The sequence below is a fragment of the Natrialbaceae archaeon AArc-T1-2 genome (assembly GCF_030273315.1).
Classification (GTDB): Archaea; Halobacteriota; Halobacteria; order Halobacteriales; family Natrialbaceae; genus Tc-Br11-E2g1.
Genome location: NZ_CP127175.1, coordinates 18,593 through 44,312, shown reverse-complemented (window position 1 = coordinate 44,312; position 25,720 = coordinate 18,593). Strand labels below are relative to the sequence as shown.

The following is a 25,720-nucleotide window of genomic DNA, read 5'->3' as shown; positions in this document are numbered from 1 at the left end:
AGGTCTGGAGACACCACCCATCATCCATTCATCATATTTTACCGAATCACTATATCATTGTAATGACTTGGGCCGGCGATACCAATCGGTTGAAATGTCAATTGCAATTTATTATTAATTCACTTTTTATGGTTGTCGGAGGAGATTATTTCAATATTGAAACAGCGCGTCGAAGGTCAACCATTCCACTTCCAATCACTAGCACCAACCACATCACTATACCTATAATCACTACCAAAAATAATGATACAAACCCCGAAATGTAACTAACAGTTAGATAGACTGGTACGGACATTGCCACAGTTATTATAATTATGATCATGAATTGGTGGAGTAGCCAATCGATTCGAATGTCAAATTCCAACTGCATAATGTATACGTTTGCAAGAGTGTAGAACGAATAACTAATTACAGTTGCAACTGCTGCCCCAACAACCCCTATTAATGGAATTAGAAGGATATTCATAATAACATTTGCAAATGCGGTTATTCCCTTCGCAATAGCTCGTGACCGTGCCCGGCCAAGGAAGTTTAAACTATCACTTGTTAGTTTTGTCACTGCTTGGAGTACTGCATAGATCGCTAGCACTTGCAAAACGGGTGCTGCTCCTGTATACGTTTCACCAAATACAATCTCTAACATTGGTTCTGCAACAAGTATCAGTCCCGCAGCAGCAGGAATGTATAGCAGTAAACTATGTGTGAGTGCTTGTTCGTACAACCGAGCCGCCTTCTCTACATTTCCTTTTTCTTTTTGAACCTCGAAAGAAGGAGAAAGAGTAAAGCCCAGTGCTGACATCGGTGCCTCAAGAAAAGTAACGATCTGCTTCCCGATTGTATAATAAGCTACAGCGAGGGGACCGAGAAAATACCCAACTAGAAGTATATCAAAACGGTTGTCAATAACTGTTGCTGTGTCTGTTGCGGTTAGTGGAATGGTATATTCTGCAATCCGCCGCCGTAGATTAGGCTCTCGACATTCTGATTCAGTATTTCGGTAGTGGTGTATGTATAGATACATCAGGCCAACTAGAGAAGTCACTGCAAAGGCAACTATATATCCAATAAGGGCACCGATCGCACCATATCCGAGCATCACAAGCCCAACTGCAAGTAAAAATCGAATTATAGAGTTTGTTGAATATAAGACAGCACTGGCTTCGATTGATTCAAACCCTTGCAGTGTTTTCCGAACATATCTTAAAATGGTGGCGAAAGCAACAAATAGAATCCCAATAAGTAAGAGAGGGATAAGATCAGATTCACCTATTAAAATAGCAATCTTTTCATGGGTTGAAAATAGTATAAAACATACCACAATTATAGATATTATGTTTAATAAGAACGAGAATCGCAGAATGTGCGGAAGTTGACCTGGATTTGTTTCCTTATACTCAGCAATATATCTTGCAGCAGAGCTTCCAATACCTAATCTACTTATGTATTTTGTAACCTCAAGTATAGAGATTGCAAGGAAAAGAAGACCATAGTTATCTGGATCTAATAAACGAGCTAATATAACAAGTAGAGCACCTCCAGCAATGACTGTGACTATTCGACTTATAAATTCTGCTCTAAATCTCTTTCCTAGCCTTTCAATCAACCCCATTAGTTAGGTGTTACAGGGGATTCGGATATACTTAACGAGTCTGATTGGTTACAAGGCATCCGTTCTAGCTTAGCGGCTGACTGAGACGGCGATCACGCCGAAATTGCGTTGAGTCTGACCGCGATCATTCCGAGATAGCTGCTGTTCCAGCAAACCAGCCGGTTCTTGGTCATGTCTCCCGTCGAAGGCGGCGCACTCGCGGTCGTGAGTGCGCCCCGTTCTAGAGCCGTCGCTGACCAGTCCGGGCGATCCAGCCCGTCTCGTCAGGCGAGTTCGTTACCAGAACTCGCCTGACTCCACCTGTTCATAGCCCGTTGCACGTCTTCAAAATTAGTGCGGATCCAACCCCTATTTCGCCGCTTTTGCTGTACAAATCCTACCATCAGTGTACAGATATAGCTACTGATACCCAGCTAATATTGAAGGTGCAATAGGCTATGTCTAACTAGGAAGTTCACTCAGTATATTTTGACTCTGTATCTCTTTCCTTTTCTTCGCTATAATTTCACTTTCATTCTTGTAATTTGATTCCATCTTCTCTATAGCATCACCAAGAGTCTTAATATCAATGCTATATCTTGATTCGAAAAAGTACTCAAGCTGATCAAACTCACTAAGGAGCTCGCGATATTTTGTTGCCCATCCAATCGCAACAGCAGGCACACTGTTTTTATATGCGTGAATAAGCGAATGATACCGCGAACCAATTATGTAATCTAAATCACCAATAATAGTCTCTAATGTAATTGGGTCATAATCTTGACTTAACGTGTGAACTCCATCTACTGAGGAAAATATTTGTGATATCGTTTGGCAAATCTCTTTATCACCTTCCGCATGACGTATTATATATACATCTTTTCCTTTATCCAGAAGATTATTCACAATTTCTTTGTTCATATTATAAAATTCTTTTTCATTCATCCGATCTTTTACTTTAGAATTTGGAATAATACCAGCTGCATTATCAGCTATTTCGATTTTTCGTAGGTCTGGAGGGTTCTTAAATATATTTCCAGTCTGATATTCGTCAAATTGTAATACGATATCAAAGCTCTTCTCAACATCATTGTTCGTGTATTTTTTCGCATAGGTAACGCCTTCTTGCTCTCTAGAATATATCTTTTGAGGATAGTCTAAATACAAATTTAAAAATGCATCCATTATATTGCTTTTTCCCATGCCATAATCAAATGGTCCAATTGATTGCGGGAAAATATACATAGGGATAGATAAACTTTTACAAACAGAAATATTTGACATATATAAAAGAGAACGGGCAAACCCTCTCTGAGATGATAAAGCATATCCGTTAATATCTATCATGAATTTACAATCATTTAGAACTCTCTTTATTTCTTCATACTCTTCTAATTCCACATTCGATGGGAGTTTTCTAGCCAGGATTTTCGATCGATACTCCACACCCCAAGGTAGTATATTGAATGTGAATTTTCTATTCTGATCGGTGTCCCTATAATAATCTCGAGACGAAAACAGGTATATCTCTTTTTGTGGAAAGCGTCTAGATAACTGATCAACTAAAGTGTATGTCATTGCCTGTGCACCTTTGTTACAGAGATCACCACCAACAATTACAATATTCTCACAATCATTGGAAGTTCTTGCCGTCCCATTACCTTTCAGCCGATCTAAAGCCAACCGGCTACCAAGTGCAGCACCAAATCCAGCCTTGTTGAGTTCGTTTTTCATTATCTTTATAGTGGTCACTAATATCATTTAGGAGATAATTAAGTCTTATGTATTCGACCCATCCGTGTTCGGTTAAGGAGCGAAACCGACAGACGCCAGCGTCTTGATGAGCTTATCTTCAGAAACCGCGTAGAGAGATCTTGTAATACCTGAACTCTCTCCAACACTCATACGCTGTCGCTGACTGCCCCGAGGAGTTTGATGCTGTCCCACGCGCCCGTCACCGGCAGTGACGGGCGCTCCCCTTCTGGAAACCATGCGTAGATCAGCGTCGAGAGAACCTGACGCGTCTGATCGATGGTCAGGATTGTGTATTCGTCGTCCAAGTTGTCGAGCTTTTTTTGAACCCTTCTTCCCAGGCCTCTTGGGCTCGTTCGTCGGACTTGTGAAACTCCGGCCGGGCTGTCTTCCAGGACAGCCCGGCCTCGGCCATCAACCGTCGAACGTGGCGCTCACAGTACTCAACGCCGAATTTCTCGGAGAGATAGTGACGAGCTAGTGGAACAGACCACGCAGGCGCGTCAATTCCAACGTCCTCCGGTGACTTGTGGAGTGCTTCAACGAACCGTTCGTACTCTTCGTCGGAGAGTTCTGAGGGCCTTCCTGAGCGTTGTTCGTCGTAGACGACCTCCTCGAACGGCTCGTCGGAGAGCCGTTCGAGTCGATCAAGCCACCGCGAGAGCCAACCAGCGGTATATCCATAGCGTTCAGCGACCTCTTCTAACGTCGCGTCGTCTTCTTCGAGGTAATTGATTGCCGCCATCAGCCGCTGCGCTGGCTTCTTTCCCTCGACCTCCGCCAAGACCTGGCGGAGGTCTTCAGTAGAGACGTTGTCGAGAGAGTTCATATTCGATCAATGTCTCTCTTTCTTGAAAAACTTTTAGCCGATAGTATAAGGAGGTCGCGGTTCCGCACACCATCGCACCGCAACTCACCCAGTTCCGCGATACGATGATCGCCGATGCAACGTTCGGTCGGCCGCCCAGCCAGTGCTTGCAGAGCTCGCACTTGCTCTGGGACATCCACCACCGAACCTTCCCGAATTGGCGTCGTGAGGCTCGCCAACCAGAGAGATCACGCCTCACCTTAGATAAACGAGTGGCTCAAGCCTTCATCACGGAGGTTTGGCCTTAACCGAACACAGATGGATCAACGATATACTTCTTTCCTCCCATAAGGCTGTTCTAGAGGCCGTACGGTAGCTTAACGGTATCACGTCATGCTTGAAACAACACTAGAAGAGGTATGATTAAGTTACATCAAGAAATAGTCGGTTCATATGAATAAGATAATTGGCCGCGCAAACGAAGTTCGTAAAGATAAGGAGAAATCCTTATTTCGAGCTGGGCTTCGGTTCGGGGCAAGGACGGTAAAACGAAATGCATACTCTATAAGAAAAAATTTCCATAAACGTCTCAAGAGTGAGAGTAAATGGACAGTTGGTAAGACTCTGTATCCACTTGAAAACCAGGACCCCAATTGGACATATCATACTGAAGATTGGGAACGAGTGGTCAATCGGTGGGAGCATCGTCGCGCTTTACGAGAAGGTCGCTCGTTGACAGTCCTAGATAATACGCAACATCCTAAAGAGCGATTGACATGGGACGGTGATGATGCCTTCTCGGTTGATGTTCCTGCAGGGAAAGAAGATAGGTGGGTGTACTTGTACCTTGATCGCGTAGAGCACTCGTGGCGTAATTTCCAATGGGAATTTGTAGTTTCAAGAGAGTCACAGTTCAAAGAGTTACAATTTGGTTTTAGATATCATGACTTTTATAACCGTTATCGGTTCCGTCACCAAGACAATCATTTCCATTATGATATTGTTCTAAATGGTGATTTCCATAATAGTCTAAATAAAACGCCTTGTGTAATGTCTAACAATGAAGAACATCATGTCGTGATACAATCGATCGAGAATGAATTCATACTGAAGGTTGATGGTGAAGTATTGCTGAAAGATATTGATTTTTCAAGATACTTTCGGCGTGGGTCTTGTGCAATCATTCTCTGGGAAGATGATGATGTAACACCAATTCAAGCGAAATTGCATAGTATGAAGGTCCAAGAGCTAGTTGAAGTATAACATATATTTCTGGTCGTGATTTCCTTAACGATCACTACCGGAGATTTAGTAGATTAGCCGCCCTTGCTCCGTCTTAGATCAGAGAATGTTAAGCAAACCGGGTCCTGGAGTATATAGTATGGTGGTGGTGCAGAACGAGTCTCAAGCCCTGACTCAGTAGATTTAAAGATGGAAATTCCACTTGTAGTGGTGACTAGATCGGGCAGCACAGAGCCTATAAAGGCCTCTGAACCACCCCTAGCGTGAAAAAATGCCGGACGCGATCCGATCGTCAGTCCGAGGTAGCCTCGAGCGCAACCTGCTCATTGTCCTGCAGCCGCCCCTCGGCTTCGTCCCGATCTTCGGGATAGCCGACGTCAATTCGCCATCCCTCGAGGCCGATCGCGTCGATCGTCCGGCCACTCTGAATCAGCAGGTCGATCGCCTCGCTGATCTCGTATTCGCCGCGATTGGAGGGCTGGACGAGATGGCAGGCGTGGAAGATCGCCGGCGTGAACGTATAGAAGCCGGTCATGACGAGATTCGATGGCGGGTCTTCCGGCTTCTCGACGACATCCGTGATCTCGCCGTAGTGGTTGGTGTCACAGACACCATATCGAGAGGCTTCCTCCCATGGGACTTCCTCGACGAGGAACGCGGCGTCCGCTCGATCTTCTTTCTGACGCCGAACGACGTCCTCGAGGTTCGCATGGAACACGTTATCCCCGAGGATCAACATGAAGTCGTCGTCGATGTGTTCCTCGACGGTCAATAGCGCGTGTGCCAGGCCGGCTTGCTCGCGCTGATGGGTGTAGGTGATCGGGACGCCGCGATACTCGTCGCCGTAGTGATCGATGATCTTCTCTTTGAGGTAGCCGACGACGACGACGAGTTCGTCTGCACCGAGGTCGACCAGCTGGTCGAAACAGTGGGTGAGAATCGGCTGTCCGTCGACTTCTACCATCCCTTTCGGTTTGTCTTCCGTGAGCGGGCGAAGTCGCGTTCCTTCACCTGCCGCGAGAACGACTGCTTGCATAGCTAACAGTTTAGTGGATACCTCTACAAAGACTTTCTGATTATCGATAATCTTCAATTTGAATATCATAACGTTCATACCAGTCGCCCCGAGCATCCCCACCAATGCACATCTCGGTTATCGGAAGCGGCTATGTCGGGACGACGATCGCAGCCTGTTTCGCGGATATCGGCCACGAGGTAACGGCGATCGACATCGACGAAGAGATCGTCGACACACTCAACGACGGCCGAGCCCCCATCTCCGAACCCGGTCTCGAGGAACTCATCGAAGCCAACATCGGCGGCCGCCTCGAGGCCACCACCTCCTACGACGCCGTTCCCCAATCGGACGTCACCTTCCTCGCGATCGGGACGCCATCGAACGACGACGGCAGTATCGACCTCACCGCACTGAGCGCGGCCGCGGAAGCCACCGGCGAAGCTCTCGCCGACAAAGACGAGCGCCACCTGGTCGTGATCAAGAGCACGGTGACGCCACCGAGTATTACGGACGTCCTCGGGCCGGCGGTCCGAAACGGTGCGGACGGAAACGATGCCGTCGAGGTGGGAATGAATCCCGAGTTCCTCCGGGAAGGAAGCGCTGTCGACGACTTCCAGAATCCGGATAAGCTCGTCTTCGGTACGAACTCCGAGTGGGCAACGGAGCGCCTCGAGAACGTCTTCGAGCCACTAACTGACGAAGACACGGCAGTCGTCGAGACCGACCCGCAGACGGCGTCGATGATCAAGTATGCGAACAACGCCTTCCTCGCCTCGAAGATCAGCCTGGTCAACGATCTCGGAAACATCTGCAAGGAGTTCGGCCTCGACGCCTACGAGGTGATGGGCGCGATCGGCCTCGACGACCGCATCTCCGAGCAGTTCCTCCGAAGCGGCGTCGGCTGGGGTGGCTCCTGTTTCCCGAAGGACGTCGACGCGATCATCGCCGCCGCACGCGAGGAAGGGTACGATCCGGCCGTCCTCGAGGCCGCCGTCGAGGTCAACGACCGCCAGCCAGCACGCATGCTCGAATTGCTCGAAGGACACGTCGATCTCGAGGGTGCTCGAATCGCGGTCCTTGGACTCTCGTTCAAACCCCGGACAGACGACATCCGAAATTCGCGTGCGATCCCGATGATCGAGCGTCTCGAAGACCGCGGAGCCGAGATCGTGGCCTACGATCCAGTCGCGGTCGAGCCAATGCAAGAACGATTCCCCGACGTCGAGTATACGGAGTCGGCAGCGGACGCCCTCGAGGGTGCCGATGGGTCCGTCATCGTCACCGACTGGGACGAGTTCGCGACGCTCGACGAGGAGTTCAATGCGATGGCGACACCGGTGGTCGTCGACGGACGACGGATCATCCAGCGTCGGGAGGGAATCACCTACGAAGGACTGACCTGGTAACGTCGCTCGATCTGATTGAGACCATTTAAACGCAGACTACGCATCCGCCGGCGATAGCCGCCTAACCTTACACCACGGGTGGGACTGTAAGGGGCGAGGCGCTCGAGGTGCGAGACGAAGTCCTCGCGAGCGGAGCGAGCGAGGGATCAGCGAGGCCGAAGGCCTCGCGGAGTAAGGACCACAGCCGAGCGAAGCGAGGCGAGGACCGCAGCGAGTCGCAGCCCTCGAGCGACTCGGGGCTTTCGAGGTGTTATTCTCTCGAGAATACTCTCCTATTTCTCTTGCTCGAGTTCACTCACATCGAGCTCGCCCTCAAGGTACGCCTGTCCTTTCTCGGTCAGTTGATACAGGCCGGTGTCGACGGATTCCAACAGTTCCGCATCCGAGAGTGCGCTACATCGTCTGCTCACGTACTGACGATCGTACTCGATATTCACTGCGAGCACTTTCGGGGAAACCAAGATCGGGTATTCATCGAAAAAGAGCATAATCTCGTAGTCGACAGGAGCCATCCAGGGAACCCGCTCTACCATCTGTTTGTGAGTTCGCGCCAGCGGTACAGAAAAGTCAGCACTATCTGTCCAAGGACTGTATACGAACGTTGTTTTTTCCTATCGACGAACGTTGTCAAGACTTATGTCAATAGAGAGTATGTTCTTCAGTACGGAAGCTATACGTGGCTCTCTGAAGCGCTGAGTCACAGAATAGCGGACCGGTGTTTGCCCCACCGAGTCCGCGAGTAGCTCCCGTATCCGCCCTACGGAAGCCATGTCGAACGAGGATTCACGGGGACATAAAAACCCCGACCGACCGCGCGAAGCAACGACCGACGACCAGACGACTGACCACCACACATCCGACCACCACATACCAGACCCGAACGCCCTCACCGACGAAGCCCGCCTCGAGGCCATCGACCGCCTCGCGGCCGCTCTCCTCGAGAGCGCCAGCCGAAGTGACGACGAGCGCCGCGAGTTCACGCGCCATTGCCGGGAGATCCGTGCGGAAGTCGAGTGTGCACGCCGGGCGCTGTCGGACGACGATGGGATGGTCCGGGCTCGAGGCGTCGCGTCGACGTCGTGGCTCGGCCCGAAGCCGGGAGTGGTCGCGTCTCGAGACGGGTGTACGGACGATCGAGACGGGTGTACGGACGAACTCGGAGCCGATGGGGGTGCAGACGATGGGAACTGACGGCGCGACGGCGCTCGAGCGCCAGAGCCGGGACCCGACGAGAGACCTCGAGGCCCGCCTGACCGCTCTCGAGTCCCATATCGACGACCTCGAGGCCGAGCTCGCGGCGAAAGACGAGCGGATCGCGGCCCTCGAGGCCGACCTCGAGGAGACCACGGCCGAAAACGAACGCCTGGACGCACGCGTCGCGGACCTCGAGGCACACGTCGAGGACGTAGAGGACGATCTCGAGACGAGAGACGCCCGGATCGAGGCGCGCCTCGAGGCCCACGAGCGAAAGCTCGAGGCGACCAACGACCGCGTCCGCGAGCTCCAGGCCCGCGAACTCGAGAAGGGGGCGCATCTCCGGGCCGACACCGTCGACGAAACCGAACTCGAGGTCGCCGGGGGCACACTCGAGCGGATCACGAAAGCCGACGGCCACACCTATTATCGCCTGCCCGAGCAGGCCGACCCACTCGCACGCGGTGGTGAGGTGACCCTCGCCTACGGCGACCTGCTGCCGATCCAGCAACTGGCCCGGATGGACGAGGAGATGCTTCGGTCGACGACCAGTGCCCTGCCGACGAGACTGGCCGCGAAACTCTGGAAGGCACGGACGGACGCGAGCGTCGGCGACGATCCCTGGGAACCTGGCGGCGCTGGGATCAAGGCGTACGTCACGGCCAGCGATCTCAAACACTGGATCCGCAGACAGGAACCCGGCATCAGTGACGCCTACGCGAAGAAGCTGGTCTCGCGGATGATCGATCCGTTGCTCGATCTCTCGAGGAACCGCCTCGCCATCAGAAGGCGTACCGAGCGAAAGAACGGCCTCGAGTACACCGAACGCCGGATCGTCCTGCCGGCGGATGTGGATATCCCTGGGGAGACAACGGGATCCACAGACCAGTGACGGGAGTGCCGGTGACAGCTGACGTCCTCGGATAACCGGGGACAGGGGGGAGACAGCGACCTCGAGAGAGCCCGAACGTCTCAGGGACCGAACGAATCCATCTCACGACCGCGGGTGGTGCAGGGTCGGGTAGCTGTGGGTGTCTCCCTCGAGTGGTCGTCGGTGGTCAGCACGGCGGACGGGGTTCGAAGAAGGGTCTGGAGACGACAGGTGTCCCCGGTTGGTCCCGGACGAAATCGATGCGCCCCAGTGTTTATCACTGATTCAGCCGTACCACGGACTAATGACGACCTTCGCGAACGACGTCGAAACGATTGCGGCCGTTGGCGGCTACGAGGACGCCGATGACGTCCTCGAGGAGGCGGTGCGTGAACTGTTACGACGACGGCCGGAACTGCGGACGTCGCTTGCGATCGAAAAGTACCGAACGGGTGCTGTCAGCCTAAACCGTGGTGCCGAATTGGCAGGGATGTCGGCCGAGAGTTTCAAGGACGAACTCGCTGACCGCGGGATTAGTCGGACCGCCGGGTTTCTGGATGCTGCTGACCGGGAACGTGAACTCGACGAGTTCGATGGGTGAGAGGATGACGTACTGATGACGGTCGTCGACAACAACGTGTTGAGCGCGCTGGCAAAGATCGATCAACTACAGTTGCTACCGGAGGTGTTTGACGCGATTGGAACGCCGACAGCAGTTATTTCTGAGCTCAACCGTGCAAAAGCGGTCGGGTACGAGTTCGTCACCCGTATCGACGAGGTGAAATCCTACAACGGTGGCTGGCTGACTATCCTCACCCCGACACAGCCGGAACTGCAATTGGCCGAAGACGTTCAGGATCATGCGCTGTCGATGACCGATGCGCAGTGTCTCGCGATCGCAGCCGAACGGAATCGTCGACTCGTTACTGATGACGCTCACGTCGGGACGATCGGTCAACAGCGAGGGATACCGATCTGGGACCTCACACTGTTTCTGAAAGCAGCAATCCGGGTCGACGCGATCGAAACTGCCGACGAACTCGCGGCGATACGCGACGAACTCCGCCGTTCCGATGGGTATCGGTTTTCGGCTGCCGATGAGGATGCTCTTTTTGAGGAATTTTGATATTCGACTCGCGAGGCGAACGATAGTAACGCACCGAACGAAAGAACGGTCTCGAGTACACCGAACGCCGCCTCGTCTTCCCGGCGGACGTCGAAATTCCGGGAGAAACCACGACCTCGACTCGAGGTACAACAGCGGACTCCACTCGAGGTGAGACGAGAGGTCGAACATCTCAGGGAACGAACGAATCCATCTCACGACCGCGGGTGGGTGCAGGGTTGGGTAGCTTCGGGTGTCCTCCTCGAGTGGTCGTCGGTGGTCAGTACGACGGACAGGGTTCGACGGAACGTCTGGAGACGACAGGTGTCTCTGGGATATCTCTCGATTCGAGTTCCCTCCCGGCCGAATGTTTATACTGCTTGTCGGACAACCTGCGCACAGTAGGATGGCTAGCTCTGTAAACGGCGGAAACGCTCACGAGGATGAAATCCATCTGTGGCGTGAAGGTGACTGGTGGATCGCTAAAGACATTGATACCGGTGTCACGACGCAGGGACAGTCACGAAGAGCAGCGCTCGAGAACCTCGACGAGGCTGTTGCGCTTCATAACGATGAAATTGGAGGTGAGCCAACCGACGAGGAGCTTCGAGAGTTCGGTATCGATCCCGAGTCGAACACAACTGGTGACCAGGAGCTGCCAGATACGCTGAAGTAGGGATGGGACGACGGACGTGCTCCGGACGAGAGGTCGTCAAAGTACTTGTCAACGTTGGTGGGTTCGAATGGCGACGAACGACAGGAGATCATGCACAACTGTACTATCGCCATCCGACGAACCCGGACGATCAACGACGTGTGACCGTTCCGCTACACAACGAACTCAAGACAAGTGCTCTGTTGAAGAGCGGCGTTTGAGTCCAGCCACTTCCTCAGACAGAGTCGTTCATGGCTTCTTGGTGCTGATCCTTAATTCAGTTTCGTGAATTCGCTCTCAGAGAGCGCTCTTCAACACGACAGGTTATAGGAGTGCTCGAACTCGTGTCACACCGTCTCGCTCTCGTCGTCCCGCTCGGTGTCGTGTGTCGCTTCGATGCGGCGCTTTGTACGCCTCGAGGTTCGACGATCCCTCTGTGCGGGCATCCTCGTCGGTGAGCTCACCCAACCGTCGGTGCTCGCGTTCGTGACCTCGAAAATCGCCTCCTCGATAACGAAGGTATCGCCCCTCCGTTGCGTGGGAATCCCCGCGATGCAATTGTGTACTCGTATCGTATTCGCCCAGTGATCTAGGGACGAATACGTCGGACTCCAGTCGGAACCAGAACACAAGAGACCCGCTCTGTATCACTCACGCAGAGAGCCGCGATCTCACAACTACCTGCCTTGTTTCACCGTCTCCGTCAGGTATAGGTTCAACCAGAAGCTTCTCACTGTGGGGAGAACGTTCCGCGGTTCGACCCGAACTGCCTCGGGTGGGTATGCTCCCGGATCGCGGATGCACCTTCCCATGGGATCGCCTTCGTCGCTTCCCGGGTGGCGAAGGGATTTCGTCTTCCTCCCCCTCTTCATGTCTGGAGTGAATACCTCTTCGCGCAAAACTTGTTATTTCTGTGAAGGTATTAGACTGGCAAGGTTATATTCGGGATTGGGGAGTGCCTCCCATACCCATTCACATTCCCCATCCCCCTCTTGGACTGTGACTGCAGCTTTCCGAATCGAATTCCTGACGGATCCAGACGAGCGGTGCCGACGGGGATCTCGAGGAGGAGGAGTAGCCCGCCGGCCCGCAGTCGTGACTCCGGCGGGGCGACTAGCTCGTCGCTGTCAGGGTGTTCTTCGACGAGCGGGTCGCACGCGGTGCACTTCCAGACGAAGACGTCGTCGGTAGTGTCGGGGTGCTCGAGGGTCGTGTCATCGGTTCCACAGACCGGGCAGGCTGTTGTTTTGCGTGATTGGGCGTCAGGATCGTGGTTGGTCATGGGCGTCTGCTTGAGGATGAAGACATCTTTTTTCTTCTATCCGTGAGTCGATTGTTGGGGTGGGGGAGGGCAGTAGCTTTATGATGTTCCGATGAACAATCAGGACATTATGAAGATAGCAGATAATGGTGGGGGTTAACAATGCGTATTATGGCACATCTGTCCGCTCGAGCGGACGCTGCCTACGACGATACCTATCACCACAAGCTTCGGGGGCGGATCTGGCGGGCGCTTGAGGGGACTGGCTACGATGGTATCCACGACACGGACGATCCACCAGGATTTGTGATGTCGAATCCTTTTCCGCCCCGGGATATGCGCGAGGATGACGAGCGAACGCTGCTCGTGGCCTCACACGACGAGGAGTTGCTCGCACACGTCGCCGAGGATTTGCTCGTGAACCGGGAACTGAATATCGGCGAGATGCCGTTTCGCGTCGAGGACGTGAGCTCCCTCGAGCCTGACGTCGGCGAACCGGGGACGCGGGGCGTTCTCGAGACGGGGACCGGGTTGTTGGTGCGGATTCCACCCTGGAAGTGCGAGGAGTACGGCATTAGTCATCCAGGCGGCGATACGGCCGTCTTCTGGCGACCCGAGCACACGACCGAGCCGCTGGTGGAGCAACTCGAGGCGAACCTCGACAAGAAACACCGGCTGTTCGCGCCGGAGTACCTTCCGGGGCCGAGCGAGGTCGACGGCGACCTGTTCGACGGCTATGAGTTGATCAAGACGTTTGCCGTGCCGGTAACGGTGACCGAAGGCCAGGAGATGACCTACGTGCTGAGCAAGTGGCGGTTCGAATACAGCGTCCGAGACGACCACCACCGTAGGCATCTCAACCTCGCGCTGGACGTCGGACTCGGAGAACGAAACTCGCTCGGGCTGGGGTTCGTGAACGTCACGGACCGAACCCGGCCGGGGGAAAGCGAACTCGAGGGAGAGGATGCTTTCGCCTGAGGCGTTTCGCGACGCCTACGACGACGAGGAGTTAGCCGAGGAGCTGCCGGACTCCCCGACCGGCTCGCTTCGGGACTTACAGTACCTCTATGGGAAACTCTACACGCTCGCCACTACCGGAGGCGGGGAGTACGCGCCGTACCTGACGCCCGATGCCGCAGGCGATCTGATCGACACGGACGACAGCCTGATCGTCGTCCGCGTCGACATCTCGGGGCCGGAGCCACGGCTCGCCGACGATCACCTCGGACCGGTCTGGTTAACTCGGTATACCGAAGGGCTGGTCCAGCAGGTCAGCCATTGTAAATACCCGGCTGCACGCGGGATCGACCACAGCGTTACCCACCAGGCCGGCCGCAACAGCGATCCCGAGAAGCTTGCCCGCTACGCCAAAGAACGGTTGACCAAGTGGGCTACCGACGGTGTGGTAAGGGAGGCCGCGGACGCCCACGAAGACGGCTGGATCGTCGAACGACTCGCCGAACTCAGCGAAGACGCCCTCGAGACTATCGAAGAGGGTGTGAAGAAAAGTCTCGGCGGCGAATCCGCGACAGCCCTCCTGACCGTCCAGGTGAAGACCGAGTCGGACGGCGAGTACCGCTGGCCCGGCGAGATCGACGTCTTCCTCGAGGCGATGCGCCGACGGAAGCTCTCGAAACTCGTCACGAAGAACAAGGCCGACGACTCCTCCGGGGACGCGACAGACCTCGTCACGCGAGAGCCGTCCCGGACGGTGGGGACCTCGGAAGACCCACAGAACTACTTCCTCGGCAAGCAACTCGAGAAGTTCCCAGGGCTGGACATCGAGGAGGCGTGGCGATCCCACCCGATTTCCGAGGATGCCGCTGTGACGGTGATGAACGCGGGGGTGTTCGTCGAGGCCTGTACGTATCGGACGTTTGGTGCGAAGGTGTACTACCTGCCGTACTTCTTCGGTCGACCGACACCGGAGAAAGCCCGTGATCTATACCGGGTTCTCCACGATGCCGCCAGTACAGACGATGACCTGACGCCGGTCGAGCGGGCCTACGAGAACCGGGAAGAGTTGTTCGACGAAGACTATCTCCGGTTCTACATTTCGGCCGTGATGCCCCACCAGATGTCCCGCTATGACGTCTTCGGAGAGACGCTGAACGGCCAGTTGCACTACCCGAAGCAACTTGCGTTTACGCACAATCGACTGGTCGAGAACGCCTCGGCGTTCGCGACTGAGGAAGGCGACGACTGGACGGCACCGATGCCGACGAACGAGAAATGGGAACTGCTCGCGGGTGACGACAACCGGCTCCACGCGGTCTCGACGGGCTGGTACTTCTACCAGACGTTCGCCGGACGAGATGACACCGACGCCGACGCGGACGATCCGCGTATCCAGGCGCTGGTCAACGTCCTGAGCGGCGAACCGATCGCCGTCGACGTACTGCTCGAGGAGTTCGTCTCCCGCATCAGCAGCGAGGAGACCGACGACGAGTACGACGGGTTCCCGTCGTTTCTGGTCGCAAGCCAGTTCGCCCAGCTGTGTGCACTCGCCGACGGCGACCTCGAGTTACTCACCACGTCCGACCCGGAGAAAGAACCGATCACGTACGAACCGACCTACGACGACGTAGATACGATGCCAACAGTAACAGAGATATTAGCCACCGACGGGGGACACCCCGCGGACGCGAAACTCGAATCGTTCATCCAGGAAACTCCAGCACTCGCACCCAATTCCGACGGGCCGTCTGTCACCGCCGAACGTCGAGGCGCGTTCTTGCTCGGCGCACTCGTCGGCGACATCGGGAGCTACCAGGAGTACAGCGAAGATCGGTCGACGACGCTGGTCGATCAGTATCCCGTGAAATCGATCACCCGCTCACGGATCAAGAAGGTGACCCAGGAGACGATCGCGAAGACGCTCACCTACACGCGTCAGGAAAAGAAAGAGGGGAGATCCTATCCCGGAACCAAGGCGGACTACATCGTCGATCGACTCCGGGAGACGATCCTTGATCCCGATCCTGACGAGTGGGAGATCGACACTGACGATCTCCGATTCTACTACGCGCTCGGGATTACTTACGGCATGAACGACCACCCAGACTGGGACAACGTAGAGTCCGACGACCAACCCGACCTCAAGGAGGAACACTAAGATGACAGACGCATCCGACACCGTAGAGAACCGCTCCGAAATCGTCTTCCTGTACGACGCCGTTGACGCGAACCCGAACGGTAACCCCCTTAGCGGCGCGAACCGACCCCGGATCGACCCCCAGACCCAGCAGGCGATCGTCACCGACGTCCGTCTGAAACGCTACCTGCGTGACCAGCTCGACGACGATGGTCACGGCGTCTACATCCGGAACGTCAACGAGGAGGGGACCCAGTACACCCGCGGGGAACTCCTCGAGGACCGGCTGAAAGCCGTCGACTACGATGAGTACGACCTCGGGGACGACGAGGAAGCCGATCAGTTCCGCGAGGACGTCTTCGGCGAGTTCCTCGAGAACAGCGTTGACGTTCGCTATTTCGGCGCAACGATGTCAGTCGACACCGACGACGAGTACGCGAAACACCTTCCCGATCACTTCACCGGACCCGTTCAGTTCTCGCCTGGAAAGTCGATCCACGCCGTCAACGAAAACGAGGAGTACGACAGCTTAACGAGCGTAATCGCGACCCAGGAAGGGAAAGAACAGGGTGGGTTCGATCTCGACGACCACCGAATCCAGTACGGGCTCATCCGATTCCACGGGCTCGTGGACGAACACGGGGCCGAGGACACGAAGCTCACCGCAGATGACGTCAAACGACTCGACACGCTCTGCTGGCGGGCGATAAAGAACCAGACTATTAGCCGAAGCAAGGTCGGCCAGGAACCGCGGCTGTACTGTCGCGTCGAGTACGCCGAGGAAAGCTTCCATCTCGGCGGCCTCGATCGGGACCTCGAGCTAGACGAGGAACGCTCAGAGCCCGAAGAGGAACTCCGGACAGTCCGGGATCTGACCCTCGAGGTCGACGGCTTCGTCGATCGGCTGGCGAACGCGAGCGGACGTATCGAGCGCGTGCGCATGGTCGCGAGTGATGTCCTCGAGCTATCCCACGACGACGAGGTCGGCGGTCCCAAGGTGCTGTACGACGCACTCGAGGACGCGCTCGGTTCGGGGACCGTCGAGGTCGTTGACGTCTACGAGGAACACACCACGACGCTGCCGAACGCCGAGTGACGATGGGACAGGAATCGCTCGAACAGTGGGCAGGAGACGACGAGGATAACACAGAGAGTGGTGATGCCGTCTCACCCGAACGCTGTCTCTCCGTCACCGTCCGTGGGTCGTGGGGTCACTTTCGGCGGATCGAGGGGAACGTCGTCAAACAGACCTACCGGATCATCCCGCGGACCACTGTCGCCGGACTGTTCGCCGCCGTCCTCGGTATCGAACGCGATGGGTACTACGACCTGTTCGCGCCCGACGAGTCCGCGGTGGCGATCGAGCCCGTCAGCGAGATCCGGACGATCAACATGCCGATGAACACGCTCTCGACAGCTGACGGGAACCTCCAGTCGCTCAACGGCCGGGGAAAACTCAGCATGAAGCTCCCCGATCCGACGACGCTTCGCCAGCAACACAACTACGAGGTTCTCGTCGATCCAGCCTATCGCATCGACGTCTGGCTATCTGACGAAGAGCGGTATCGAGAACTTCGGGAAACACTCGAGGCCGGCAAGAGTCACTACGTCCCCAGTCTCGGCCTCTCGGAGCACCTCGCAGAGATTGAGTACCACGGCGAGTTCGAGATGGAACCCGGGCCGAGCGGCGATTCGGTCGAGGTAGATTCAGCGGTCCCCGACGCCGTCGAGGATGTCGTACTCGAGCCCGGGACGCGGTGTCAGGTCGAAGAGTCACCTGCGTTCATGACCGCTGATTCCGGGGGTCGGACGACTGCCGGCTTTACGGCCTATACGTACAATCCAGACGCCGGTTCTCTCACGGTCAAAAACGTCGAGCCGTCCCGCGTCGACGGGCGAACCGTGGTGTTCGTCTGAGATGACGATTCGGTACTCCCATCCACCGGAGGAAGGTCACGATGGCGTCTTTCTCCGAGATCATCTCGAGGACGTGGCCGAACGCGTCCGATACGTGGTGCCGGCGGACGCCCGGACGTCGGCGGGAGAACCAGTGAGAGACGTTGTCGAGACGCTTGCGTACGTCCACGACTTCGGGAAGGCAACGACGTATTTCCAGCAGTACCTCGGTATGGAATCGGGGACGCCGCCGGACACTCGCTGTCGGTATCATGCCCCGATCGGAGCGTTCGCCGCCTACTACGCACTGGATGCCCGTGGATATGACACCGAGACCTGTCTCGCGGGCTTTGTCGCCGTCGGGAAACACCACGGAACCCTGCCGGACGTCGCCGAATACGTCTTCGAGCGGTCACACCGACGTGACGGCGTCTCGAGGGGCACCCAGAACGCCAACGAGCAACAACAGGGGGCGATCGCGATGCAACTTCAGGACATCGACGACAACACTCCCAAACTTGGGGAGACGGTGTTCGAAAAGGCGACCGACGGGAACGGCTCGTGGGAGGAGTTCCACGACGGATTCCTCGAGTTGCTCGGTGGGATTGAGTCAGCCGTCGCAGCCTCCGGAACCGGCGTCGGCGTCGACCGGGAATCGCTGTCGGAGTCATGTTACGCACTCGTCCTCGAGTGCTGGGGCTCGCTCGTGCTCGCCGACAAGACGAGCGCTGCCTCGGCCTCGAAGGAGTCGGAACTCTCCGAGGACACCTATGGACCCGAGAAACCGACCCTCGAGCGACTGGACGAGTACATCGACGACCTCGAGGCTGACGCGTGCGCTGACCCGGAGGGAACACGGAGCGAACGGCTGAACCACTACCGTTCGCGGGCACAGTCGACCGTCCTCGAGAACGCGGAGTTGTTCGCCGACGACGGCGGTGGCGTCGCGACGATTACGTTGCCAACAGGCATGGGAAAGACGCTCGCCGGGCTGTCAGCGGCACTCACGACCCGGGACCGAATCGGTGGCGAACGGATCGTTTACGCGCTCCCGTTTACCAGTATCATCGATCAGGTGGTCGACGAAGCCCAGGACATCTACGAGACCAATACTGCGGGCCGTCTGCTCACTGCCCATCACCATCTCGCAGAGACGACGATTCGAGACGTAGACGATGGTGGCGCCGACGATGCGGACTTAAATGACGACGTCGCCGGAATGCTCGCCGAGAGCTGGCGGGCCGGCCTGACCGTGACGACGTTTGTCCAGCTGTTCGAGAGTCTGGCAGGTCCGGCGAACAAACAGTCGATGAAGATTCCTGCGCTCCGAAACAGCGTCGTCGTCCTCGACGAGCCACAGAGCCTTCCGCTCGACTGGTGGAAACTCGTTCCCCGTCTCGTGACGATGCTAACGGAACGATACGACGCGACGGTCATCGCGATGACCGCGACACAGCCACAGCTGTTCGACGGCGCGGTCGAACTCGTCGACGAGCCGACTGCGTACTTCGAGGCGACCGAACGCGTCCGGTATCGCCTCGATCCGTCGACGGAACGGTACATCGACGAACAAGACGGCGCGAAGTCCTACGACGACGCAGCCACGGAACTGCTTGAGACCCTTGAGGGGGGCGACGCCACGCTCACGGTCTGTAACACGATCGACAGCGCGAGAAAACTGACCGAGCTCGTGGCGGAACGATCTCCCAGGCTGGTAGATATCGGAGAGATCTACGCCGCCGAACTCGAGGCCGTGGGTGATCCGGAGACTGTCGATCCAGCGGCGGTTGCCAAACGGGCCGAAACCGCTGGGGACCGGTCTCTCCTGCATCTCTCGACTCGGCTTCGCCCGATCGATCGGCTCACCCTGATCGAGGCGGCGAAGGAATTGACCGGACGCGGCCACCCGCTTCTCACAGTCTCGACCCAGCTCGTCGAAGCTGGCGTCGACATCAGTTTCGACCGCGTCTACCGCGATCTTGCGCCCATCGACAGCATCGTCCAAGCCGCCGGAAGGTGTAACCGGTCGTTCGAACGGGATCGGGGAGAGGTCACCGTCTGGTGGCTCGACGCGCCCGAAGAGCAGGAGAAGACCCCTGCAGAAGCCGTGTACAATCGCGGTGTCTCACTCCTGCCCGTCGCCGCGCGGACCCTCGAGTCCGTTCGTGGCGACGGGAGGTTCCTCGAGGAAACCACGGTCGCAAAGGACGCTGTCGAAAAATACTACGAGGCACTTCATCAGCAGAAAAACGTCGGTAAAGAGACGTACGCGAGCTACGTCGACGAGGCCCGGGGCGACGAACTCGAGGGGCTTTCGCTCATCGACCAGCGAAACGCCATCGACGTCGTCGTATGTCGAACGGACGAGGAACGGGCGGCCGTAGAGGCTATTCAGGATGCTGTAGATCGCTACGAGTTCGACGAGGTCAACCGGCAAATGGACGACCTCCGGACGAGACAGGTATCGGTTCCGTTCTACAGTGCCGATTCGAAGGAAGCACGAGAACTCGGAGACCTCCCACCGGTTCATCCCAAAGCGGACGTTCGGTACGTCGATCCCTCGAGGCCAGAGTTCGTGGACTTCTTCGATCCGACGACCGGCTTCGTCGTCCCGGACAACACCGTCGAACGGAGGTTCCTGTGACCGACCCCGATCCCGTCTCCCGTCTTCTCGAGACCGCTCGCGGGAACCCCGTTGACGAGCCGTTTCGCGTCACCGGCGTGATGATGCAGTACTACCACGTCTGTAAGCGCGAACTCTGGTTCGAGTCGCGCAACCTCGAGATCGATCGCGAGAACCCTACGGTCGTCCGGGGTACTCACGTCGACGACACCGCCTACAGCGAGAAACGCCGCAACCTCCACCTCGGGATGATCTCGCTCGACGTCTTGGAGGACGGTCGTGTCGTCGAGGTCAAACCATCCTCGACGCTCACTGAACCCGCCAAAATGCAGCTGTCGTACTACCTCTGGTATCTCGAGCACGTCGCCGACGTCGAGCGGGACGGTGTGCTTGCCCATCCCCGCGAACGAAAGCGGGAGCCGATCAAACTCACCGGGGAACGTGCGGAGAAAGTCGAGGACGCCATCCGCGGAATCTACGACGTGGTGACTCGAGAGTCGCCACCGCCCGCGGAGGAAAAGCCGTTCTGCGATGCCTGTGCGTACCACGACTTTTGCTGGTGTTGACCCATGGATAGGAACTACCACGTGTTTTCGGACGGTCGCATCGAACGCAAAGACGATACGGTCCGGGTCGTCACCGACGACGGTGAGAAGAAGTACGTCCCAGTCGAGAACGCCGAGGCACTATTTCTCCACGGGCAGATCGATTTCAACACGCGCCTGATGTCGTTTCTGAACGATCAGGGCGTCGCCATGCACGTGTTTGGCTGGGAAGACTATTACTCCGGCTCGATCATGCCAGAGCGAGGCCAGACCTCGGGACGAACGGTCGTCTCACAGGTCAGAGCCTACGAGAACGAGAACCATCGGCGACGACTCGCCGCATCGATCGTCGCTGGAAGCATCCACAACATGCGAACGAACGCCGTCTACTACGACGGCCGCGACCGCGACCTTGAGGCCGAGATCGCCGACCTCGAGGCAGCCGCTGCTCGCGTTGACGACGAGCTTCCCGTCGACGAACTGATGGGGGTCGAGGCGAGCGCTCGGAAAGCGTACTACCGATCGTTCAACGAAATCCTCCCCGAAGAGTTCCGGCTCTCGAGACGGGAGTACAACCCGCCGCCGAACGAGGTCAACAGTCTGATCTCCTTTGGCAACTCGCTAGTCTACGCGAACTGTGTCTCCGCAATTCGAGCGACTGCACTCGATCCGACCATCAGCTACCTCCACGAACCCGGTGAACGGCGCTACTCGCTGTCCCTGGATCTCGCCGATCTCTTTAAGCCAATTCTGGCCGACCGCGTACTGTTCCGTCTCGTCAATCGCGGACAGATTGATCGAGACGACTTCGAGACCGAACTCGGTTCGTGTCTACTGAACGAACGGGGCCGACAAACTTACTCGAAAGCGTTCGAAGAGACGCTCGAACGAACCGTAGAGCATCCGGAGCTGAACAGAAAGGTTAGCTACCAGTACCTGCTCCGACTCGAGGCGTATAAACTCAAAAAGCACCTGTTGACCGGTGAATCCTACGATTCGTTCAAGCGATGGTGGTAATATGTACGTGATTATGGTGTACGATCTCCGAGCAGAACGCACACACAAAGCACTGAAGATCGGACGTCGCTACCTGACCCACGTCCAGAACTCCGTCCTTGAGGGCGAGATCTCGGAAGGCGACCTCGAGAATCTGCGTGGGGAGATCGACGAGCTACTCGAGCCTGGTGAATCGACGATCATCTACGAGCTGTCGTCCGATACACTTCTCAATCGAACGGTCTATGGTGAAGACCCTACAGAAGACCAGCGGTTTCTGTGAGAGAGCGCTACCGTCGACCTCAGGGGGGTGACTGGTTATTGGAGGTCGACGGAAGTTCTTTGGTGTAGTCGTGCCATGTAGGGCCTGTAGCCCGGAAACCGGGCATGGTTTCAGCCGAACCCTCGTGGGGTTGAAGCACTCGGGGCGGAACGGGTTTCGGCGGCACTCGAGGGTTTCAGCCGAACCCTCGTGGGGTTGAAGCTGGCGTTTCGGCAAATCGATCGGTTGGTGAATATCGTTTCAGCCGAACCCTCGTGGGGTTGAAGCGCCTGTCCGGCGTGCTCGAGCCCACGCGACCTTCGCGTTTCAGCCGAACCCTCGTGGGGTTGAAGCGCCTGTCCGGCGTGCTCGAGCCCACGCGACCTTCGCGTTTCAGCCGAACCCTCGTGGGGTTGAAGCGGAGGTTGACCGCTTCGATCCCGGCCTGTCGCGGGTGTTTCAGCCGAACCCTCGTGGGGTTGAAGCGCCACAGGCCGAACAGACGACCGCACAGGGATCGGTTTCAGCCGAACCCTCGTGGGGTTGAAGCGATCTCCAGGTACCGCTCGGGCAACACCGCCGTATCGTTTCAGCCGAACCCTCGTGGGGTTGAAGCGCGATAAGCGGCTGTGAGACGTCGGCCTCCTCCGCGAGTTTCAGCCGAACCCTCGTGGGGTTGAAGCACCGCCGACGTGACCTACACCGATGGCGGGACGACCGTTTCAGCCGAACCCTCGTGGGGTTGAAGCCGGTACAGCAGTGCGTTGACTGTGGGGGTCGCTGGTTTCAGCCGAACCCTCGTGGGGTTGAAGCGCTCGCAGCTAGAATCTTGTCTTTGAGTTCGTGCTGGTTTCAGCCGAACCCTCGTGGGGTTGAAGCATCCGTTCCGCTCGCGTTCGGATTTCGCGGCGGTTCGTTTCAGCCGAACCCTCGTGGGGTTGAAGCCGCCGGCGTCAGCCCGAACGCCTCGAGTGTCGCATGTTTCAGCCGAACCCTCGTGGGGTTGAAGCATCCGCGGGCGTGTGACCGAGGGTCAGCCCGGACAGGTTTCAGCCGAACCCTCGTGGGGTTGAAGCACCGTCGATCCGTACCGACAGTTTGAGCGCGCGTTTCAGCCGAACCCTCGTGGGGTTGAAGCACGGGCGTGCCAGCCGGTACCGTCGGTTTTCACGTCGTTTCAGCCGAACCCTCGTGGGGTTGAAGCCCGATCGACGGACTTGCCGAACTTTGAGGAGTACTGTGTTTCAGCCGAACCCTCGTGGGGTTGAAGCCGCAAGCGTTCAAGAACGACCGCGTGCGGGCGATGGTTTCAGCCGAACCCTCGTGGGGTTGAAGCACTGTCCCATAACAGTGAGAGAACAGTGAGAGAATGTTTCAGCCGAACCCTCGTGGGGTTGAAGCGGCCACCGGCCCGACTGGCACGAGATCCCACGGACGGTTTCAGCCGAACCCTCGTGGGGTTGAAGCTCCCTAATTACCAATTTAGTGATGTGGTTTCGAGGATGTTTCAGCCGAACCCTCGTGGGGTTGAAGCCTTTGAACCGCAGCATTGGCACTTTTCGGGATAATGGTTTCAGCCGAACCCTCGTGGGGTTGAAGCCAGAACAAAACCGATCTCTGCCGCTTCGACGTCGAGTTTCAGCCGAACCCTCGTGGGGTTGAAGCCTCGTTACGTCTGTCATGATGTTGCGTCAGCAGTTTGTTTCAGCCGAACCCTCGTGGGGTTGAAGCCAGCCGTCGAAATGCGTGTAGTACGGTTGGGGCGAGTTTCAGCCGAACCCTCGTGGGGTTGAAGCTCCACCCATGTCAGCCACCGATACCCATCCCGACGAGTTTCAGCCGAACCCTCGTGGGGTTGAAGCGCGTCGAAATCCTTGACGAACGGTACTTCGAGGAGGTTTCAGCCGAACCCTCGTGGGGTTGAAGCTCGAGCACGCCGGCGGGGACGACCTGCCCGCCGACGTTTCAGCCGAACCCTCGTGGGGTTGAAGCGACGCCGGGACAGTACGGCTCGGCTGGCGGCTAGTTTCAGCCGAACCCTCGTGGGGTTGAAGCTGGTTCGACGTCGACGGCGAGCACGTCCGCTTCGGGTTTCAGCCGAACCCTCGTGGGGTTGAAGCTCGGGTGGTGCGTCCGCGAGCAACTCCTCGAGAACGTTTCAGCCGAACCCTCGTGGGGTTGAAGCGTCAAATCGTTCTCCACTAGTCCCACGGCCAACCGTTTCAGCCGAACCCTCGTGGGGTTGAAGCCGAGACGCAAAGCGACCTTGAGGGAATGGAGGAATGTTTCAGCCGAACCCTCGTGGGGTTGAAGCTGACGTAGGGCGGAGTGATATAGAAGTGATTTTTGAAGTTTCAGCCGAACCCTCGTGGGGTTGAAGCCATATCTAGGTCACCACGATTTCGCGTATCTCGATAGTTTCAGCCGAACCCTCGTGGGGTTGAAGCCGTCCGATAAACCATGAGTAAGGAAATCACGAACGTGTTTCAGCCGAACCCTCGTGGGGTTGAAGCGGATCAAACTCCGGGACAGCATTAGCTGACGAAGGCGTTTCAGCCGAACCCTCGTGGGGTTGAAGCGCCTGGCTCACCAGGGAGGGTTTCGAGATCCGACGGTTTCAGCCGAACCCTCGTGGGGTTGAAGCGGTCGCCGTCGCCACGCCGTCGGTTTCGTAGTCCTCGTTTCAGCCGAACCCTCGTGGGGTTGAAGCGTCGGCAGCGCTTTCGGCGCTCCGATTCCGGATCTCGGTTTCAGCCGAACCCTCGTGGGGTTGAAGCGTCGGCACAGGTTTTGACGCGGACGATAAAGTGGTTTCAGCCGAACCCTCGTGGGGTTGAAGCTTAGTGTGGCCGCATATATCGTCTGACATACCCCACGTTTCAGCCGAACCCTCGTGGGGTTGAAGCAGACTCTCGCGGGACTAGATTGAACGGTGCTTGTCGCGTTTCAGCCGAACCCTCGTGGGGTTGAAGCACGCTTAAAACGCATTCCGTCTGTGAGTCCTTCCAAATGTTTCAGCCGAACCCTCGTGGGGTTGAAGCGAGTGAACGCCGTACCGGAGAAATCAACGACGAACAGTTTCAGCCGAACCCTCGTGGGGTTGAAGCCACCAACTGGTTGATTAGGCCGGAAGCGTTCACACTAGTTTCAGCCGAACCCTCGTGGGGTTGAAGCTCATTATTGTCTCACTCCCGATCTGCTAATCAGTCCCGTTTCAGCCGAACCCTCGTGGGGTTGAAGCATCAACCCATTTATCAGGTCCATAAACCTGATAAATTGTTTCAGCCGAACCCTCGTGGGGTTGAAGCTTCCCGAGCATCAATACCGGCATCCATGCCACCGAAGGTTTCAGCCGAACCCTCGTGGGGTTGAAGCGTTGAGGTTGATTGTCAGACTGTCCCGCT

The 25,720-nt window shown here is 56.6% G+C and carries 20 protein-coding genes, 3 pseudogenes and 1 CRISPR repeat array (1 of these 24 only partly in view); of the genes and pseudogenes, 17 read left to right on the top strand and 6 right to left on the bottom strand.

The genetic code is table 11. The features are described from left to right. Positions 1-145: 145 nt before the first annotated feature. From QQ977_RS16125 to QQ977_RS16115, 3 genes and pseudogenes are all read right to left on the bottom strand, one after another. On the bottom strand, positions 146-1,609 hold the full coding sequence (locus QQ977_RS16125; protein WP_285928897.1) for a flippase: 1,464 nt from the start codon (positions 1,607-1,609) through the stop codon (positions 146-148). 441 nt (positions 1,610-2,050) lie between these two features. Further along, positions 2,051-3,322, bottom strand: a complete 1,272-nt coding sequence (locus QQ977_RS16120) for a polysaccharide pyruvyl transferase family protein (protein ID WP_285928896.1) — start codon at positions 3,320-3,322, stop codon at positions 2,051-2,053. A 173-nt stretch (positions 3,323-3,495) separates the two neighbouring features. Next, positions 3,496-4,169 (bottom strand): annotated as a pseudogene (locus QQ977_RS16115) (IS630 family transposase); the annotation flags it as partial. Between the two features lie 124 nt (positions 4,170-4,293). Here QQ977_RS16115 and QQ977_RS16110 point away from each other — a divergent pair. Together QQ977_RS16110 and QQ977_RS16105 are read left to right on the top strand one after the other, a co-directional pair. Next, positions 4,294-4,456, top strand: a pseudogene (locus QQ977_RS16110) (IS4 family transposase); the annotation flags it as partial. A gap of 145 nt (positions 4,457-4,601) precedes the next feature. Further along, positions 4,602-5,411, top strand: a complete 810-nt coding sequence (locus tag QQ977_RS16105) for a hypothetical protein (RefSeq protein ID WP_285928894.1) — start codon at positions 4,602-4,604, stop codon at positions 5,409-5,411. A 271-nt stretch (positions 5,412-5,682) separates the two neighbouring features. Here QQ977_RS16105 and aglF read toward each other — a convergent pair whose 3' ends face one another. Next, positions 5,683-6,426, bottom strand: a complete 744-nt coding sequence (gene aglF / locus QQ977_RS16100; protein ID WP_285928893.1) for a UTP--glucose-1-phosphate uridylyltransferase AglF — start codon at positions 6,424-6,426, stop codon at positions 5,683-5,685. Between the two features lie 104 nt (positions 6,427-6,530). Here aglF and aglM point away from each other — a divergent pair, with 104 nt between their 5' ends. Continuing rightward, positions 6,531-7,814, top strand: coding sequence for a UDP-glucose 6-dehydrogenase AglM (gene aglM / locus QQ977_RS16095; protein WP_285928891.1), 1,284 nt, complete (start codon positions 6,531-6,533; stop codon positions 7,812-7,814). 272 nt (positions 7,815-8,086) lie between these two features. Here the strand turns inward: aglM and QQ977_RS16090 are convergent, their stop codons facing one another. Beyond that, positions 8,087-8,347 carry a MarR family transcriptional regulator gene (locus QQ977_RS16090; protein WP_285928890.1) on the bottom strand — a complete coding sequence of 87 codons (261 nt, stop codon included), beginning with the start codon at positions 8,345-8,347 and terminating at the stop codon, positions 8,087-8,089. 235 nt (positions 8,348-8,582) lie between these two features. Between QQ977_RS16090 and QQ977_RS16085 the strand changes: the two genes are divergently transcribed. From QQ977_RS16085 to QQ977_RS16060, 6 genes and pseudogenes are all read left to right on the top strand, one after another. Continuing rightward, the gene (locus tag QQ977_RS16085) at positions 8,583-9,005 is read left to right on the top strand and encodes a hypothetical protein (RefSeq protein ID WP_285928889.1); all 423 of its coding nucleotides are present in this window, start codon (positions 8,583-8,585) and stop codon (positions 9,003-9,005) included. Continuing rightward, a complete protein-coding gene (locus QQ977_RS16080; RefSeq protein WP_285928887.1) occupies positions 8,995-9,900 on the top strand; it encodes a hypothetical protein in 906 nt (301 codons plus the stop codon). The genes QQ977_RS16085 and QQ977_RS16080 overlap by 11 nt, the downstream gene beginning before the upstream one ends. Positions 9,901-10,183: 283 nt before the next feature. Then, positions 10,184-10,480: a UPF0175 family protein gene (locus QQ977_RS16075; RefSeq protein WP_285928886.1), complete on the top strand. Its 297-nt coding sequence runs from the start codon at positions 10,184-10,186 to the stop codon at positions 10,478-10,480. Between the two features lie 15 nt (positions 10,481-10,495). Beyond that, positions 10,496-11,005, top strand: coding sequence for a hypothetical protein (locus QQ977_RS16070; RefSeq protein ID WP_285928885.1), 510 nt, complete (start codon positions 10,496-10,498; stop codon positions 11,003-11,005). Positions 11,006-11,390: 385 nt separating this feature from the next. Then, the gene (locus QQ977_RS16065; protein WP_285928949.1) at positions 11,391-11,660 is read left to right on the top strand and encodes a type II toxin-antitoxin system HicB family antitoxin; all 270 of its coding nucleotides are present in this window, start codon (positions 11,391-11,393) and stop codon (positions 11,658-11,660) included. A gap of 2 nt (positions 11,661-11,662) precedes the next feature. After that, a pseudogene (locus QQ977_RS16060) lies at positions 11,663-11,842 on the top strand (type II toxin-antitoxin system HicA family toxin); the annotation flags it as partial. A gap of 719 nt (positions 11,843-12,561) precedes the next feature. Here the strand turns inward: QQ977_RS16060 and QQ977_RS16055 are convergent. Next, on the bottom strand, positions 12,562-12,921 hold the full coding sequence (locus tag QQ977_RS16055; protein WP_285928884.1) for a hypothetical protein: 360 nt from the start codon (positions 12,919-12,921) through the stop codon (positions 12,562-12,564). A gap of 150 nt (positions 12,922-13,071) precedes the next feature. On the opposite strand from QQ977_RS16055, the gene cas6 reads away from it, so the two are divergent. Genes cas6 through cas2 form a run of 8 tightly spaced genes read left to right on the top strand, consistent with a single transcriptional unit; the run spans position 13,072 to position 22,337 of the window. After that, positions 13,072-13,878: a CRISPR-associated endoribonuclease Cas6 gene (gene cas6, locus QQ977_RS16050; RefSeq protein ID WP_285928882.1), complete on the top strand. Its 807-nt coding sequence runs from the start codon at positions 13,072-13,074 to the stop codon at positions 13,876-13,878. Beyond that, positions 13,865-16,015 (top strand): type I-B CRISPR-associated protein Cas8b/Csh1, encoded by a 2,151-nt coding sequence (gene cas8b / locus QQ977_RS16045; RefSeq protein WP_285928881.1) that lies wholly within the window; start codon positions 13,865-13,867, stop codon positions 16,013-16,015. The genes cas6 and cas8b overlap by 14 nt, the downstream gene beginning before the upstream one ends. A gap of 1 nt (position 16,016) precedes the next feature. After that, positions 16,017-17,090: a type I-B CRISPR-associated protein Cas7/Csh2 gene (gene cas7b / locus QQ977_RS16040; protein WP_285928879.1), complete on the top strand. Its 1,074-nt coding sequence runs from the start codon at positions 16,017-16,019 to the stop codon at positions 17,088-17,090. A gap of 2 nt (positions 17,091-17,092) precedes the next feature. Then, positions 17,093-17,911, top strand: a complete 819-nt coding sequence (gene cas5b, locus QQ977_RS16035) for a type I-B CRISPR-associated protein Cas5b (protein ID WP_285928878.1) — start codon at positions 17,093-17,095, stop codon at positions 17,909-17,911. 1 nt (position 17,912) lies between these two features. Next, a complete protein-coding gene (locus QQ977_RS16030; protein WP_285928877.1) occupies positions 17,913-20,534 on the top strand; it encodes a CRISPR-associated endonuclease Cas3'' in 2,622 nt (873 codons plus the stop codon). Beyond that, positions 20,531-21,079: a CRISPR-associated protein Cas4 gene (locus tag QQ977_RS16025; RefSeq protein WP_285928876.1), complete on the top strand. Its 549-nt coding sequence runs from the start codon at positions 20,531-20,533 to the stop codon at positions 21,077-21,079. Before QQ977_RS16030 ends, QQ977_RS16025 begins: the two co-directional genes overlap by 4 nt. A gap of 3 nt (positions 21,080-21,082) precedes the next feature. Then, complete coding sequence (gene cas1b, locus QQ977_RS16020; RefSeq protein ID WP_285928875.1) at positions 21,083-22,075, top strand: type I-B CRISPR-associated endonuclease Cas1b; 993 nt, start codon at positions 21,083-21,085, stop codon at positions 22,073-22,075. Position 22,076: 1 nt separating this feature from the next. Further along, positions 22,077-22,337 carry a CRISPR-associated endonuclease Cas2 gene (gene cas2, locus QQ977_RS16015; protein WP_285928874.1) on the top strand — a complete coding sequence of 87 codons (261 nt, stop codon included), beginning with the start codon at positions 22,077-22,079 and terminating at the stop codon, positions 22,335-22,337. A gap of 107 nt (positions 22,338-22,444) precedes the next feature. Next, positions 22,445-25,720: a CRISPR direct-repeat array (repeat unit 30 nt; unit sequence GTTTCAGCCGAACCCTCGTGGGGTTGAAGC); it runs 1,553 nt beyond the window's last position.